The sequence below is a fragment of the Micropruina sp. genome (genome assembly GCF_047602385.1).
Lineage (GTDB): Bacteria > Actinomycetota > Actinomycetes > Propionibacteriales > Propionibacteriaceae > Micropruina.
This window is the reverse complement of the sequence record NZ_JASGHL010000002.1, coordinates 283,353-297,741: the sequence shown is the minus strand read 5'-3', so window position 1 is coordinate 297,741 and position 14,389 is coordinate 283,353. Positions and strand designations below refer to the sequence as shown.

The following is a 14,389-nucleotide window of genomic DNA, read 5'->3' as shown; positions in this document are numbered from 1 at the left end:
TATCACCTGACATGGGGTTGTTCTCGCTCTCCGACCGGGCGTCGGACGCCGCGCTGGTGACCGCGCTGGCGGTCGGCGACCAGTCGGCGGCGACGGCGTTCGTCCGCCGTTTCCAGGGCCCGGTGTTCGGCTTGGCGGTGTCGATCACCCGCGACCGCGCGCTCGCCGAGGACGTCGCCCAGGAGGCGTTCCTGCGGGCCTGGCGGGCGGCGGCCAGCTATGACCAGCGGCGTGGGTCGGTGCTCACCTGGCTGCTGACGATCACCCGCAACGTCTCCATCGACGCGCTCCGGGCTCGCCGGGCGGCGCCGGTGGAAGCTGCCGAGTTGGAACTGCTGATCAGCACCGCACTGGCGGGCTCGGTGCCGGACGGCGCCGGCGGCCGGGTGGAGAGCCTGGCCGCCGCGCAGCGGCTGGCCCGGCTGCCCACGGAGCAGTCCCGGGCGGTCGTCCTCGCTGTCATCGGCGGGCACACCGCGGCCGAGGTGGCCGCGCATGAGGACATCCCGCTGGGCACGGCGAAGACCAGAATCCGCAATGGACTACGGAGGATGAGACTGGCGATGGAGGCCGAACATGAGTGATTGGCATCCCGATCCCGACCAGCTGCTCGCCCTGGCGCTGGCCGAGCCGGACGCGGCCGAACAGGAGCGGCTGGCGCTGCATCTGGCCGCCTGCCCGTCCTGCCACGAGGCCTACGCGCAGCTGTCCGACGGCGTCCAGCAGGTGCTGGCGAGCACCCCGTCGGTGGCGCCGGATGCTGGCTTCTCGGGCCGGGTGCTCGCCGCGATGACCGGCGGAACGGGCTCCTCGGCCGATCGGCGAGCCGGACGCCCCGCGGCGTCCCGGCTGCTGCTGGTCGCCTGCATCCTGGCCGGTGTGCTGGCCGGCGTCGGCGGCACCCTCGGAGTCGGTGCCTGGTTGTCGCGTCCGCCGGCGGCCGCCCCCGGTTTCCAGACCGCCGCGGCCCACCTCGTCACCGAGACGGGCGTCGCGGTCGGTTCGGTGGGCGTGGCCCGTCGGGACGGCCGGTCCTACCTGGTGCTGAACGTCACCGACGCCCGTCCGGGCGCCCACTACGAGTGCATCCTGGTCGGCCCGGACGGCACCCGGCGCAGTGGCGGCAGCTGGACTCTTTCCGACGAGTACGGGCGCGGCACCGCGTCCGGCTCCTGGCTGGTGCCGCTCGCCGAGGGTCCGCCCGCGCGGGTGGAGCTGGTCGCGCCGAGCGGTGCGGTCTGGGCACGCGGATCGTTCTAGTGCCGGGCCTGGGGCACTAGATCCAGGAGCGCAGCCACATCCGGGCGAGCCACTGGTCGTAGGGCAGCAGTTCGCCGGTCAGGATCGGGTAGATGTAGGCGAAGTTGAGCGCGACCAGGGCGACGGCGACACCGGCGACCATTGCCCCGCCACGGCGTCCAGGGCCGTTCGCCGGGCCGAGGATCAGCCCCAGCACCATCGCCAGTCCGATCACCGTGAACGGCACCAGGGTGATCGCGTAGAAGAAGAACTGCGGGCGGTCGGTGTAGTTGAACCAGGGCAGGTAGCTGGCCATCGCGCCCAGCACCGGGACGCCGAAGCGCCAGTCACGGCCGCCGATCCACCACACCACGCAGACCACCAGCGCGATGGCGGCCATCCACCACAGCACCGGGGTGCCCAGCGCCGTGATCGCCCGGATGCAGGTGCCGGGGCCGGTGCAGCCGTCGGTGCCGGGCTCGATGCTGTTCACCACGAAGAAGGACGTCGGCCGCAGCATCGCCAGCCAGCCTGCTGGATGGGCGTCGTAGGGGTGGGTGGCGTGGTTGATGTAGTCACCGGTGTGGAACTGGTAAATCTCCTTGTGGTACCACAGCAACGAGGCAAACCGCTCGCCGAAGGCCGCCACCAGCGGATGGCCGGGATTCTGGGATCCCCAGCTGCGGTCGTAGCCTCCGGTGGAGAGCAGCCAACCGGTCCAGGTCGACAGGTACACCGCCGCGGCGACCAGCACCATCCGGATCAGCGCCGGGATGCCGTCCACGATCAGCGCCAGCCAGGACCGCCAGTCGGCCCCGGCCAGCCGGCGGGCGCCCACGTCCCAGAGCACGCTGAGCACGCCGAAGACGGCGAGCACGAAGACCGAGTTCCACTTGCAGCCCAGGGCCGTGCCGAACATCACCCCGGCGGCGAACCGCCACGGCCGCAGCCACACGATCGGGCCGAAGCTGCCGCCGAAGTCGTGCCGTCCGGAGCGCTCCAACACGGTGGCCAGCCGGTGCCGGTACCAGTCCCGGTCGGCCACACAGCAGGCGACCGCGGCAACCAGGAACACGGCCTGGAAGACGTCCAGCAGGGCGGTCCGGCTCATCACGAAGGCCAGCCCGTCCAGGGTGAGCAAGATCCCGGCGATGCCGCCGATCAGGGTCGAGCGGGAGAGCCGGCGGGCCAGCCTGATGGTGGCGAACACCAGCAGGGCACCGAAGACGCAGGCCATGAACCGCCAGCCGAAGGCGTTCATGCCGAACCATTGCTCGCCGAGTGCGATCAGCCACTTTCCCAACGGCGGGTGGACGACGAACGCGGGAGTGTCCGACCAGCCGGTCACCTGGCCGGCCACGATCGCGTCGTTGGCGTTGTCCGGCCAGTTGCGCTCGTAGGCGAAGTGCAGCAGCGACCAGCCGTCCTTGGCGTAATAGGTCTCGTCGAAGATGAGTCCCGGCGGGTAGCCGAGGTTCTGCAGCCGGATCAGGAACGCGAGCAGGGTGATCGCCAGGGTGACCGCCCAGCCGGCCGCTGCGTCGCGCATGGTGCCGTCACGCAGTCTGTCGATGGTGCTCAGTTCGTCCCGCGGCAGCGGCGGCTGCCAGCTTCCCGCCCGCTGTTCCACCCGGTCGGCGGCGGTGTCCTCCTCGTCGCGCAGTTCTGCCTCGGACGGGGGTGCCTGAGTCGCGAGGGAGGTGGGCGTGGCGTCGGTCACCGAGCCATCCTAATCATCGGCTTTCCGGGTCATCGGGGCCGCGGCGCGCAGGCGTCGCGATGTGGAAGGGTAGGGCGCATGGCTGAACCGGGCGTGTTGATCCTGGCCGGCACGCCCATCGGGGACGCCGCGGGCGCCTCGCCCGCCCTGCTGGCCGCGCTTACTGAGGCCGATCAGATCGCCGCCGAGGACACTCGCCGATTCCGCGATCTCTGCCGCCGGCTGGGCATCGCACCCCAGGCGCCGGTGCTGTCCTTCTTCGACGGCAACGAGTCGGCTCGGGTGGACGGCCTGGTCGCCCAGCTGCTGGACGGACGCCGGGTCGTGGTGGTGTCGGATGCCGGCATGCCGGCGGTGTCCGACCCCGGCTACCGGCTGGTCGCGGCCGCAGCCGCCGCCGGCGTCCGGGTACGTGCGGTGCCGGGACCTTCTGCGGTGCTGACGGCACTGGCGGTGTCCGGACTGCCCACCGACCGGTTCTGCTTCGAAGGCTTCCTGCCGCGCAAGAGCGGTGAGCGGCGGACTCGGCTGGCCTCGCTGGCCTCCGAACAACGCACGATGGTGTTCTTCGAAGCGCCGCACCGGCTGGCCGTCTTCCTGGCGGATGCGGCCGCCGCGCTCGGCGCTGAGCGGCGGGCGGTGGTGTGCCGCGAACTGACCAAGACCCACGAGGAGATCCTGCGGGGCACGCTCGACGAACTGGCGGCGTGGGCCGGCGGCGAGGTCCGGGGCGAGATCACCGTCGTGGTCGAAGGCGCCGCGGCGGTCGGCGGCAGCCTGCCCGAGGCGCTGGCTGCGGTCCGGCTCGCCACCGCGTCCGGCCGCCGGCTGTCCGAGGCGGTCGCCGAGGCCGCCGTGGCGCACGGGGTTTCCCGCCGGGAGCTGTACGACGCCGCGTTGAAGGATCGCGCCGACGACACAGAGGGGCGAACCCGCCGATGAGTCGCGAACTGCCCGCCGCCCCCGAGCCGCTGCCGGCGTCCACCACCGACGCCCACACCCACCTGCTGAGCACCCGCGAATATTCCGGTCTGGCGGTCGCGGACGCGGTGGCGCGGGCGTCGGCGGTCGGGGTGACCCGGTTGGTGGAGGTGGGCTGCGACGTGGCCAGTTCCCGGGCGGCGATCGAGATCGCCGAGGTCCATCCCGAGGTGATCGCGTGCGTGGCCCTGCACCCCAACGACGCCGCCCGCGCCGGCGTCCGGCTCGCGGCCGAACTGGATCAGCTGGCCGCGCTGGTGGGGTCGAGTGCGCGGGTCCGCGGGGTGGGGGAGACCGGGCTGGACTACTTCCGGACCACTGATGAGGAGGGCAAACGCCGCCAGCGCGAGTCGTTCGCGGCTCACCTGGCCTGGGCCCGCGAGCATGGCCTGGCGATCGTCATCCACGACCGGGACGCCCACGCCGACGTCCTCGACGTGCTCGACGCTGAAGGCGTCCCCGAGCGGTTCATGATGCACTGCTTCTCGGGCGACGCCGCCTTCGCCCGGCAGTGCCTGGACCGCGGCGCCTGGTTGTCGTTCCCCGGCACGGTCACCTTCAAGCCGAACGATGCGCTGCGGGAGGCATTCGACCTCACCCCGGACGACCGGCTGCTGGTCGAGACCGACGCCCCGTATCTGACTCCCGTCCCGCTGCGCGGCAAGCCGAACGCGTCCTACCTGCTGCCGCACACCGTCCGCTTCCTGGCGCAGCGTCGCGGGGCCGACCTGACCGAGTTCTGCGGGCTGCTGGCGGCGAACGCGTCCGCGCTGTTCGGCGATTGGGGACGAGATGGCTGACGGACTGCTCGACCCCCGCCGGATCCGCGAACTGGCTGCCGAACTCGATCTGCGGCCGACCAAGCAGCGCGGCCAGAACTTCGTCCACGACGCCAACACGGTGCGCCGGATCGTCGCCGCTGCCCAGCTCAGCCCCGAGGACGTGGTGCTCGAGATCGGGCCGGGCCTGGGTTCGCTCACCCTGGGGCTGCTGGACGCCGCCGCCTGGGTGCACGCCGTCGAGATCGACGACCGGCTCGCCCGACGGCTGCCGGCCACGGTCGCCGAGCGGACGCCGGGGGGCGAGCGCCGGCTCACGGTGACCGAGGCGGACGCGCTGCGCGTCGATGAGTTGCCCGACCCCCAGCCGACCGCCCTGGTGGCGAACCTGCCCTACAACGTCAGCGTGCCGGTGTTGCTGCACATGCTCGCCAGCTTCCCGGCGATCCGGCACGGGTTGGTGATGGTGCAGGCCGAGGTGGCGGATCGGCTGGTGGCGCCCTCGGGCTCGAAGGTCTACGGCGTCCCTTCGGTGAAGCTGGCCTGGTACTGCGCAGCCCGGAGGGTGGGCTCGGTGCCACCGGCGGTGTTCTGGCCGGTGCCGAACGTCGACTCCGGCCTGGTCCGGCTGGAGCGGCGCGATCCGCCGTCGACCACGGCCCGTCGCGAACAGGTGTTCGGGCTGGTCGACGCGGCTTTCGCGCAACGCCGCAAGATGCTGCGTTCGGCGCTCGCCGGGGTGTTCGGCTCGTCCGCGGCAGCGGTGGAGGCGCTCATCTCGGCCGATATCGACCCGCAGGCCAGGGGAGAGGTGCTCGGCGTCGCGGACTTCGCCCGGCTGGCCGCGGTCGCGGATGCCAACGGCCTACGCATCGGCTAGCTTTGCGGAGGTGGCGACGCCCCTAACCCCCCAGGCCGACTGGATCCGGGTCCGGGTCTCCGGGAAGATCAACCTGGCACTCCGGGTCGGCGCCGTGCGCCCGAGTGGCTACCATCCGCTGGCGACCGTGTTCCAGTCGGTGTCCCTGTTCGACGAGGTCGGTGTCCGGTGGGCCGAGCCGGGCAGCTTCTCGGTCACCACGATCGGCGACCAGGCCGGTCAGGTTCCGACCGACGGACGCAACATCGCCGTCCGGGCCGCAAAGCTGCTGGCCGATGAGTACGGTCCGCACCGGTTCGGCGCCGAGATCGTGATTCGCAAGACCATTCCGGTGGCCGGCGGGATGGCCGGCGGCTCAGCGAACGCCGCCGGGGCGCTGCTGGCCTGCTCGGTGCTGTGGGATCTGGACATCTCGCCGGATGAGCTGCGCGTCCTCGGTGCCCAGGTCGGGGCCGACGTCCCTTTTCAGCTGATGGGGGGAACCGCGTTGGGCACCGGACGCGGCGACGAACTGGTGCCGGTGCTGAGTCGCGGCACCTACCACTGGGTGCTCGCGTTGAGCGAGCACGAACTGTCGACGCCCGCGGTGTTCGGGCGCTTCGACGAGCTCAACCCTCGCCACGCCGGCGAACTGGCGATGCCCACCGAGGTGATGAATGCCCTGGTCGGCGGTGATGCGGCGGCGCTGGGAAAGGTGCTGGTCAACGACCTGGCCCCGGCTGCGACGTCCCTGCGACCGGGTCTGCGGCAGGTGCTCGATGCCGGCCGCGAGCTGGGTGCACTCGGCGCGATCGTGTCGGGAGCCGGGCCGACCTGCGCCTTCCTGGCGGCGAACGAGGCGGACGCCGTGGACCTGTCGGTGCGGCTGTCCAGCGAGGGGCTGTGCCGGGCCGTCCGCCGGGTCACTGGCCCGGTGCCCGGGGCCCGGCTGATCACCTGAGGAAGCACTGGTCAAAGCCCATCCGTCGTCATCCCGGACTCGATCCGGGATCTCTCCCTCCAGAGATCCCGGATCGGAGCCCGGGGTGACGTGGATGATCTCCGCCGATGTCGTCGGTGGAGCGTGTCGAGACCACGCTGATAACGGGTTTCGACACGCTCGACCAACGATCGCCGCGGTCCGCGGCAGCGCTCAGGCGGCGTGGATGAGGCGGTCGGACGGGAGGGTGACGGCGCTCTTGTCGGTCAGGCGCATGTCGACCACCGCGCGGGCGGCGACGTACGACGGCGCCACGATGTTCGCGGCGGGGAAGGTGGCGAAGGCGCGGCCGAAGGCGGCGGCGAGGCTGCGGATGTTCATGGTGGTGCTCCTTGTTTCGTGTCTAGGGGTGGCGGCGTCTTGCCACATCAACAAGTGTTCGCGATCTCGTCCGATGCGTCCAATAAAGCAAGAGCATGGGAATCATGCGTATCTCGCATATATTGGCCACGGACGGAGGGGCAGATGGACACCGAAGCGCTGCGCTGGTTCGAGATGGTGGCCGACGGGGCGACCGTGACCGAGGTCGCCGAGTTGGAGATGCGTTCCCAGCCCGGCATCTCCCGCGCACTCGACCGGCTCGAGGCCGAGGTGGGAGCCGAACTGTTTCAGCGCTCGGGACGGCTGCTGACGCTCACCCCGGCCGGCGCCGCCTTTCACCGGCACGTCAGTGCGGCTCTGCACCGGCTCGACGACGGCATCGCCGCCGTCCAGCAGCTGGTGAGTCCCGAGACCGGCACGATCAGCGTGTCCTTCCAGACGTCCCTGGGCACCTGGCTGGTTCCCGACCTGATCGGCAGCTTCCGGGCGCAGCACCCCGGGGTGCAGTTCGACCTGCGTTCCAAGGCCGATGAGCACGTCACTGCGGTCGGTGCCCGCAGCGTCGTCGACCTCGAGCTCTCCACCCTGCAGGTCGTCGCCGAGGGGGTGGTCTGGCGGCCGCTCGTTCGTGAACCGATCAGGCTGCTGCTGCCCCAGGGGCACCGGCTGGCCGGACGCCGCAGCGCGGCAATCGTGGACGTGGCCGACGACGCCTTCGTCACCCTTCGGCATTCGTCATTGCTGCGGACCCATCTGGACCGGCTGTGCCAGCAGGCCGGCGTCAAGGCGACGGTGGCGTTGATCGCCGACGACCTGCCCACACTGCGTGGGTATGTGGCGTCCGGACTGGGGGTGGCGATCATCCCGGCGCGCTGGGACGCCGGTGCCATCGAACCCTCCTCCCCGCGGGTGCACTATCTGGAACTGACCGATCCGGAGGCCGAGCGCATCGTCGGGTTGTCCTGGAACGAAGGTCGTCGCCGCCTCCCGGCTGCCGAGTTGTTCCGCGAGCACGTGCTGCGTCGGGCGCGAACCGGACGGCTGCCGCGGCCCGTGCCAATCCCGTAAGGAAGGGCCGATCAGCGGCAGCCACGCTGGTTGAGCCTGTCGAAGCCTGCCAGGGAGCGCACGTTCAGGTCTCGGCAAGCCCGAGCGACGACGGCCAGCCGAAGGGGCCAGCCCGCGAACCCCGTCCGCTCAGCCGGCGGGCTCGGGCGAGGGGTCGTCCTGACCGCGGGGCCGCTCCAGCCGAGGTGCGACCTGCAGGTGCCGCATTCCGTTCCAGGCCAGATTGACCACATGCGCGGCCACCACGTCCTTGTCCAGGCCGTTGTCCCGGTTGTCCAGCCACCACTGTCCGGTCAGCGCCACCAGGCCCACCAGCATCTGCGCGTACATCGGGGCCAGCGCCGGATCCAGCTGGGTCTTGGTGAACTCCGCGGCCAGCAGGTCCTCGGCTCGACCGGCGACATCGGACAGGATGGTGGCGAAGGAGCCTTCCGGCGAGGTGGCGGACGACCCGCGCGAAATGATCAGGAAGCCGTCCGGACAAGCGTCGATGTAGTCGAGCAGGGCAAGCGTGCCGAGCTCGATCAATCGCCGGGCACCGGCCCGCGGGGTGGTCAGTGCGGCCCGGATCGCAGTGTGCAGGGCGCGTACCTCACGGTCCACCACCACCGCGTAGAGCCCCTCCTTGCCGCCGAAGTGTTCGTAGACCACCGGCTTGCTGACCTCGGCATGGGCCGCGATCTCCTCCACCGAGGTGCCGTCCACCCCGCGCTCGGCGAACAGTCCCCGGGCGACCTCGATCAGCTGCTCGCGGCGCTCCGCCCGGGTCATCCGGACGCGCACCCGCCGGGCTCGACCGGCAGCTGCTGACGAGGTTGGCACGCGCCCAGTCTGGCGGTCGGCGGGGTGGCGTGCCAATCTCGCCGGGATGCGGCGTGGCGGCGGTGCACGTAGAGTGTGCACCGATCAATCCCCGGTTGGTCTTCCGGCAGGGCCCGCCTGACTTTGAATCAGGATTAGCGCAGTAGGTTCGACTCCTACCCGGGGAGCCAGCAAAACCCCTAGCCAGAGTGCGATTAGCTAGGGGTCTTTCTATGTCGTGCCGGCTACGTGCCAGAACGTCGCCGGCCGAACAGCCCGCGGCGCTTCTCCAGGGTGGCGACCCGCTCGTTGAGCGTACGGCGGTCGGCGACGCTCTCGGCCATGAACGCCGACACCTCGGTCAGGGCCTTCTCGAGTCGGTCGAGTTGGTCCTTCACGTGGCTGCCGCTGTTGTTCTCGGTGAGCGTCCGGGTGACCTGCGCGACCTTGGCCGAGGTTGCGTCCACCTGCTCGCGGGTGCGGGCGCCGTCGGCCTTGATCACCGCGAGCCAGCGCATGGCCACGCCGCCGGCCACCATGATGGCCAGGGCGGCCACAGCGGTCCAGGACTCGAACGTGGTCGGGTCGGGGGTCAGTTCGAGCGGGGTCATGGATGCACGACGTTCCATTGGAGTTGCATCAGCCCCTGGTCCACCAGGAACTGCACGCGCTGGACTTGCCCGCCGGTGTCGGCCAGGGGCGATCCGGCGAGCAGCACGCCATCGATCCGGGGCTGGACCCACCACAGGGCGCGGCACTGGCCGGACCACGATCCGCGGCTGGCCTCGTTGATCCTCCGCAACCAGCGCTTGGCGGGTGCCCAGTTCGCGGGCGGGACGGCGCCGGACGGCGGTTTCAGGTTCAGGGTGATGTCCCTTGCCCTGACCGCGCCGCCGCCGCCGGAGACGCCCGTAGCGGCGTAGACGCGGCGCTTGTTGACGGTGTCGCCGGAGCCGTTGGTCCACTGCGTGGTGAGCCGGAGAATGTTGCCCCAGTTGTCCAGGTTCTCGACGCGCTCCAGCTGCTCAAACGCGTTGATGTCCAGCTCGATCAGCCGCTGATAGGGGTACGGGTCGGTGACGATTTCCAGGGTGGGGGTCGTGGCGGTCATCGAGCCGCGTGCCCACTGGCCGAGGGCGGATGCGCAGGCGCGGGTGAAATCGCCCAGGTCGTCATCGATCTCTAGGGCCATGGCTCGGTATTCGGCCAGGGCGGCGCTGTCGGGTGCGAGGTTGGCCGGGTGTTCCACGATGGCCGGTTTCCGGTAGAAGGTGGAGCCGGAGTAGAACTCGGTCAGGGTCGTCCACGCATTGTTGATGGCGCGGGCGACGTGCGTCGGGTATTCCAGGATCGATTCGTAGGACTCGGCGGTGATCTCGCAATAGGCGCCGGTGTCGTCCACCCTCAGGCGCCGTTCGGTGATCACGCCGCTGAACAGGGTGTGGACGTTCAGGCTGCTCGCCCAGCGCCATCCGGCGTCGATCTGGACGACCGGGACGGCGCGCGGGTTGGTGAGCGCGTAGGCGTCCTCGGACAGGTACTCAACAGGCGCCTTGAATCGGGCAGTGCCGTAGGGTGCCCGGCCGCCGTCGAGGTCCACCGAGATGTCCCAGGCGGGGACTGTGCGGAGCGCAGCGGGGGCGCCGGGCAGGCGGACGGCGTAGACGCTCTCGACGTAGGGTTCGGTTGCCCAGTCGGGGGCGTTGTCGTCGGCCCACGGGTTGGGGTAGGCGTCGCCGCCGACGCCAGGATTCGGGCTGACCGATCCGCCGTCACCAGCCAGCGGGAACGCCACGGTCAGCTTGATTGTCAACGTCTTGCCCGCGTAGTTCACGCCGCTGAAGCTGACCGAGATGTCGGCCTTGACCGCGCTGGTCGTGGACAGCGTGATCCAGCTGCCGGTGACGGTCCTAATGGTCTTGTCCCCGCTGCCCGCGAGCTTGATGTTGTTCTGCGTGCCGTTGGCCACCAGCGAGCCGGACCACGACAGCGAGTTGGTCTGGTCGGAGATGTTGACGCCCTGGCGCAGGCGGATACGGCCACCCTTGATGCGGGCCGCGGTGCCCGTGGTGTTCATCTCGATCGAGTCGTAGAAGAACCCGATGTCGATTTTGTTGCCGGGATTCCCGGACCATTTCCCGGCCATCAGCTGGCCTGCTCTCGGAACTCGATTTCGAGGGTCCATTTCGGCGTCTTGCCGCGCGCCAGCTCGGGGCTCAGGCGGGCGGTGCCGACGGCGCGGTGGGTCAGGCCGGTCAGCTCGCCGCCGCCGCTGACCACGGTGACGAGGCCGGGCATGCGGTAGACGGCGTCGAGGCCCATCGCGCTGGCCAGGGACGCGCACAGGAACGTCAGACGGCCCGCCAGCAGGCCCGGTGTGCCTGCCGTGATGAGCGGCTGAGCGTCACCCCAGATATCGGCCACGCTGCGCCGGTAGGGCCGTTCCAGGGCGGCGCCGATGACCTCCTCTGCGGTGGCGGAGTAGAGCAGCGAGGAGTCGAGGGCCTGCACCTGCACCTTCGCGGCCGACGCGGTATACAGCTCGGACGCCGACGCGTTCGCGGTGGCCGTCCATTGCACAGATTTCGGGGTCGGGATGCCGGAGTCCGAACCCGCGCCGTCGAAGTAGAGCCCGAGACTGCCCACCTGCTCGAACTGGACGGCGGTGAGCCGGATGGTGTCACCCGAGGCCCAGCTGATCGAGGACGGCATCCGCCAGGCGGCCTGCATCCGGTCACAGCCCGCCGGAGCGGTGAACGTGTAGGACACCCGGGTCCAGGTGTTCGCCGCCACCGAGACCGCCGCCGACTCGATGGCGGCAGCAGTCCAGCTGCCACCGGTGGCGAACCGGTAGGACACCTGCACGGTCCCGGCCTTGGTCGAGCGGACGTATGCGCTGATCGTGTAGGTAGTGCCCGGGGTGACGGCCACGCCGCCAGCGGTCGGTGAGCCCGAGGCCGGGGTGCCGCCGAGGTTCAGCCCGCTGTGCGCGGCGCTACCGGCGCTCGGGCAGGTGACCTGCACGGCCGTGGCGACCCCGGCGGGCAGGCCGGACTGACCGGTCACCAGGGCCAGTGTCCAGGAGTTGCGGGCCGACCAGTCGGTGAGCGTGGTGCATCGCGGGTCCGTGTAGAGGTTGGTCCGGGCCAGGGTCAGCACCGGCGCAGGAGGGCTCATGGCCGACACCAGCGCGATCTCGACGGTGACCGTCCCGGCGGGTGCGGCGGGCAGCGCCAGCGTGTACTCGGTGGCCGTCGCGGTCACGGACAGGGTGCCGGTCTGGCCGCTGCTCAGCAGGGCCTCGGCGGCGTCCAGGTAGCGGTAGGCCAGCTGGACCGTGGCGTCCGCGTCGGACGCCACTGTGCGCACCAGGGTCATGGTCAGGGTCGAGGTGAATCCCTGCCCGACGGCGGTGCGGGCGGTCGCGATGTCGTCGCCCGAGGGCAGCGCGGCTCCCATCTGCCACACACCCGGCGCCACGTCCTCCGAGGGCGACTCGGCGGCGAGCCGGACATGAACGGTGAGGTCTTCACCCGACAAGGTGACCATTATTCGGCGTCCTTCTTGGTTTTGACCCTCACGTAAATGGTCGGCTCGTGAATGCTGGCGGCGACCCGGTTAACGGCGGATTGCAACCCGTCGTCGTTGACCTTGGTGCGGAACTCGATCTTGTTGCTGTCCTTGTTCGCCACTTTCTGCGCGTTGTCGGCGGCCTCCTGTGCGCCTTTCACGGCGCCGGCCTGAGCGACCGTGGTCGGGATTTCGACCGGTTTCGCGCTGGCCTGTTTCTGCGCTTCCGAAGTGTTGATCTGGACCTTGGTGACCTTGGCCTCGGCCTCCAAATTCTGCACGATCTTCTTACGGTCGGCCTTGCCGCCGTCGCGGAATGCGCGGGCGATCTGCTGTTGCGTTTCGATGGGCAGTTCCGCGAACCGGGCCATCGCCTCGGGCGACAGTTTCGGCGCGATGTTGACCGAAAAGTCCTGCACCGCTTCCGCCTCGCGTGCCCGCTTTGCCAGCTCGGCCGACCAGGCGTCCAGGGACAGCTTGCCCTTGCGAACGAACCGATCCAGGCCCTCATCCGCGACCGACAGGTGGTCGTTCAGCGAGTCGGTGAAAGTCGCGCTGGCGTCGGCGGCGCGGCCCATCGGGTCGCTGAGGCCCTGCAAAGATGACGCCAGTTCTTCCGAGTATCGCTTGGCGTCCTGCAACTCTTTGTTGCCGGAGTTCATGGATTCCTGAACTCGCTTGACTTCGTCGGCCTGCTGACGGTACTGGTCGTTCATCTCACCGGTGCCAGCGGCGCTGGCATAGTACTTATCGATCAGGTCGCGGTATTGCTGGTCAAGGGTGGCATTGATGCGAGCCAGGGACTCGGCGTCACCGGTCTGTGCCCGGATAACGTCCTGCATGGAAATGCCGAACTTCTGCGCCGATTTCGACCATTCCTCCATCTGCGTTTTCGGCTTGTCCTGCCAGAACTCGTACCATTCCTTGGTATCGACAATCTCGTTGAGCTTGCCCTTCAGCAGGTCGGCCCAGCGCAGCGCGGCCGGGTCGCCTTTGACCTCGCCGAGCGCGTCGGCCAGGTCGAGCACGCGCTGTTTCGCTTCCTCGGCCTTCTCGGCACTGTCTTGCAACCCGGCGACCAGGATGCCGATGCCGGCAGCCGCGGCCAGGCCGGCGGCGGCGCCGACCGGGCCGAACCCGGCCAGCGCCTGCGCAAGCACTTCCTGGACATAGTCGGCCACGTCATCGAACTCGCCCGAGAAGCTGGCGGCGGCTTCGCGCGCCCTCTCGTTGGCCTCGTCTTTCAGGTCGTCGAAGCCTTCGCCCGCTTCGCGGGTGCCGTCCTTGAGGTCGTCGCCCAGCTTGCGGCCGGTCTTCTTGGTCTCCCGCTGCACCTGGTCGAGCGCGTCGGAGAACTCACGCTCCAGGCTGTCGGCAGCCTTGTCGGCGTTCTGTTTGGTGTCCCGGGCCAGGTCGTCCAGGCTGTCGGCCACGTCGTCCAGGGCGTCCTCGACGGACGACGTGCCGCGCAGGAACCCGGCTACGTCGGACAGCAGCTGGATTTTGAACGCCATGGGTCAGCCCTGCCCTTCCTCGACCGCGTCCAGGAACGTCTTGATCGCGCTCTGCGCCCAGAACGACGCCACCCGGGGCAGCACCTCAGCGGCGGCCGGGTAGACCACGCGGCCCTTGCGGTTCCGGGGCGGCAGGTGCCGCATGACGTGCCGTGAGTAGGTCTTGTTCGGGCCTCGGCCGGACGACTGGCGGCGCACGGCGTCCGAGGCGCCGAACTCCCACCCGGCGGCGTGCTTGTTCGGGGTCAGTCGGCCAATCTTCCGGTTGCCGGACGCCGCGACGAGCGCCGGTGGGTTACCGGCGGCGATCCGGGTGCCGGGGGTCAGCATCCGGGCCTCCATGCCGCCGTGTGCGCCAGCGAGGACGCGCTGACGCCAGACCGGGTTCATGGTGGCGCGCATCCGCTGGTTGATCGTGCGCCGAATGTCGCTGTTCGCGGCCTTCACGGCCAGCACCGAGGCGCGCAGAGAGGCCGGAGCGTTGCCTACCTTGACGGAGAGCACGGGGGGCCTCCCTTCGTGGTTTGAAGGCCAGTG

The 14,389-nt window shown here is 70.1% G+C and carries 15 protein-coding genes and 1 tRNA gene; 8 read left to right on the top strand and 8 right to left on the bottom strand.

From position 1 onward, the window contains the following. The first annotated feature begins 11 nt into the window (after positions 1 to 11). Together QM711_RS06240 and QM711_RS06235 are read left to right on the top strand one after the other, a co-directional pair. Positions 12 to 584: an RNA polymerase sigma factor gene (locus QM711_RS06240; RefSeq protein ID WP_415097385.1), complete on the top strand. Its 573-nt coding sequence runs from the start codon at positions 12 to 14 to the stop codon at positions 582 to 584. Next, the gene (locus QM711_RS06235) at positions 577 to 1,260 is read left to right on the top strand and encodes a hypothetical protein (RefSeq protein ID WP_415097383.1); all 684 of its coding nucleotides are present in this window, start codon (positions 577 to 579) and stop codon (positions 1,258 to 1,260) included. The genes QM711_RS06240 and QM711_RS06235 overlap by 8 nt, the downstream gene beginning before the upstream one ends. A 16-nt stretch (positions 1,261 to 1,276) precedes the next feature. On the opposite strand, the gene QM711_RS06230 is transcribed toward QM711_RS06235, so the two are convergent. Beyond that, complete coding sequence (locus tag QM711_RS06230; RefSeq protein WP_415098617.1) at positions 1,277 to 2,821, bottom strand: dolichyl-phosphate-mannose--protein mannosyltransferase; 1,545 nt, start codon at positions 2,819 to 2,821, stop codon at positions 1,277 to 1,279. Between the two features lie 216 nt (positions 2,822 to 3,037). On the opposite strand from QM711_RS06230, the gene rsmI reads away from it, so the two are divergent. The 4 genes from rsmI to QM711_RS06210 are packed head-to-tail and all read left to right on the top strand — an operon-like array spanning position 3,038 to position 6,539. Beyond that, the gene (gene rsmI / locus QM711_RS06225; RefSeq protein ID WP_415097381.1) at positions 3,038 to 3,901 is read left to right on the top strand and encodes a 16S rRNA (cytidine(1402)-2'-O)-methyltransferase; all 864 of its coding nucleotides are present in this window, start codon (positions 3,038 to 3,040) and stop codon (positions 3,899 to 3,901) included. Beyond that, positions 3,898 to 4,740, top strand: coding sequence for a TatD family hydrolase (locus QM711_RS06220; RefSeq protein WP_415097379.1), 843 nt, complete (start codon positions 3,898 to 3,900; stop codon positions 4,738 to 4,740). The genes rsmI and QM711_RS06220 overlap by 4 nt, the downstream gene beginning before the upstream one ends. Then, positions 4,733 to 5,599, top strand: a complete 867-nt coding sequence (rsmA, locus tag QM711_RS06215) for a 16S rRNA (adenine(1518)-N(6)/adenine(1519)-N(6))-dimethyltransferase RsmA (RefSeq protein ID WP_415097377.1) — start codon at positions 4,733 to 4,735, stop codon at positions 5,597 to 5,599. Before QM711_RS06220 ends, rsmA begins: the two co-directional genes overlap by 8 nt. Before the next feature lie 10 nt (positions 5,600 to 5,609). Then, on the top strand, positions 5,610 to 6,539 hold the full coding sequence (locus tag QM711_RS06210) for a 4-(cytidine 5'-diphospho)-2-C-methyl-D-erythritol kinase (protein ID WP_415097375.1): 930 nt from the start codon (positions 5,610 to 5,612) through the stop codon (positions 6,537 to 6,539). Positions 6,540 to 6,731: 192 nt separating this feature from the next. Here QM711_RS06210 and QM711_RS06205 read toward each other — a convergent pair whose 3' ends face one another. Beyond that, positions 6,732 to 6,899 (bottom strand): hypothetical protein, encoded by a 168-nt coding sequence (locus QM711_RS06205; protein ID WP_415097373.1) that lies wholly within the window; start codon positions 6,897 to 6,899, stop codon positions 6,732 to 6,734. Between the two features lie 144 nt (positions 6,900 to 7,043). On the opposite strand from QM711_RS06205, the gene QM711_RS06200 reads away from it, so the two are divergent. After that, positions 7,044 to 7,967 carry a LysR substrate-binding domain-containing protein gene (locus QM711_RS06200; protein ID WP_415097371.1) on the top strand — a complete coding sequence of 308 codons (924 nt, stop codon included), beginning with the start codon at positions 7,044 to 7,046 and terminating at the stop codon, positions 7,965 to 7,967. A gap of 129 nt (positions 7,968 to 8,096) precedes the next feature. Here QM711_RS06200 and QM711_RS06195 read toward each other — a convergent pair whose 3' ends face one another. Continuing rightward, positions 8,097 to 8,738 (bottom strand): TetR/AcrR family transcriptional regulator, encoded by a 642-nt coding sequence (locus QM711_RS06195; protein ID WP_415098615.1) that lies wholly within the window; start codon positions 8,736 to 8,738, stop codon positions 8,097 to 8,099. 139 nt (positions 8,739 to 8,877) lie between these two features. Between QM711_RS06195 and QM711_RS06190 the strand changes: the two genes are divergently transcribed. Then, positions 8,878 to 8,959 (top strand) — tRNA-Gln (locus tag QM711_RS06190). A gap of 54 nt (positions 8,960 to 9,013) precedes the next feature. Here QM711_RS06190 and QM711_RS06185 read toward each other — a convergent pair. From QM711_RS06185 to QM711_RS06165, 5 genes are read right to left on the bottom strand one after another with little or no spacing between them, the layout of a single operon-like run. After that, positions 9,014 to 9,379 carry a hypothetical protein gene (locus tag QM711_RS06185; RefSeq protein WP_415097369.1) on the bottom strand — a complete coding sequence of 122 codons (366 nt, stop codon included), beginning with the start codon at positions 9,377 to 9,379 and terminating at the stop codon, positions 9,014 to 9,016. Then, a complete protein-coding gene (locus QM711_RS06180; RefSeq protein WP_415097367.1) occupies positions 9,376 to 10,914 on the bottom strand; it encodes a hypothetical protein in 1,539 nt (512 codons plus the stop codon). The genes QM711_RS06185 and QM711_RS06180 overlap by 4 nt, the downstream gene beginning before the upstream one ends. Beyond that, positions 10,914 to 12,317, bottom strand: a complete 1,404-nt coding sequence (locus QM711_RS06175) for a phage head spike fiber domain-containing protein (protein ID WP_415097365.1) — start codon at positions 12,315 to 12,317, stop codon at positions 10,914 to 10,916. The genes QM711_RS06180 and QM711_RS06175 overlap by 1 nt, the downstream gene beginning before the upstream one ends. Next, a complete protein-coding gene (locus QM711_RS06170; protein ID WP_415097363.1) occupies positions 12,317 to 13,852 on the bottom strand; it encodes a hypothetical protein in 1,536 nt (511 codons plus the stop codon). Before QM711_RS06170 ends, QM711_RS06175 begins: the two co-directional genes overlap by 1 nt. Before the next feature lie 3 nt (positions 13,853 to 13,855). After that, positions 13,856 to 14,356, bottom strand: coding sequence for a hypothetical protein (locus QM711_RS06165; protein ID WP_415097361.1), 501 nt, complete (start codon positions 14,354 to 14,356; stop codon positions 13,856 to 13,858). Positions 14,357 to 14,389: the final 33 nt, after the last annotated feature.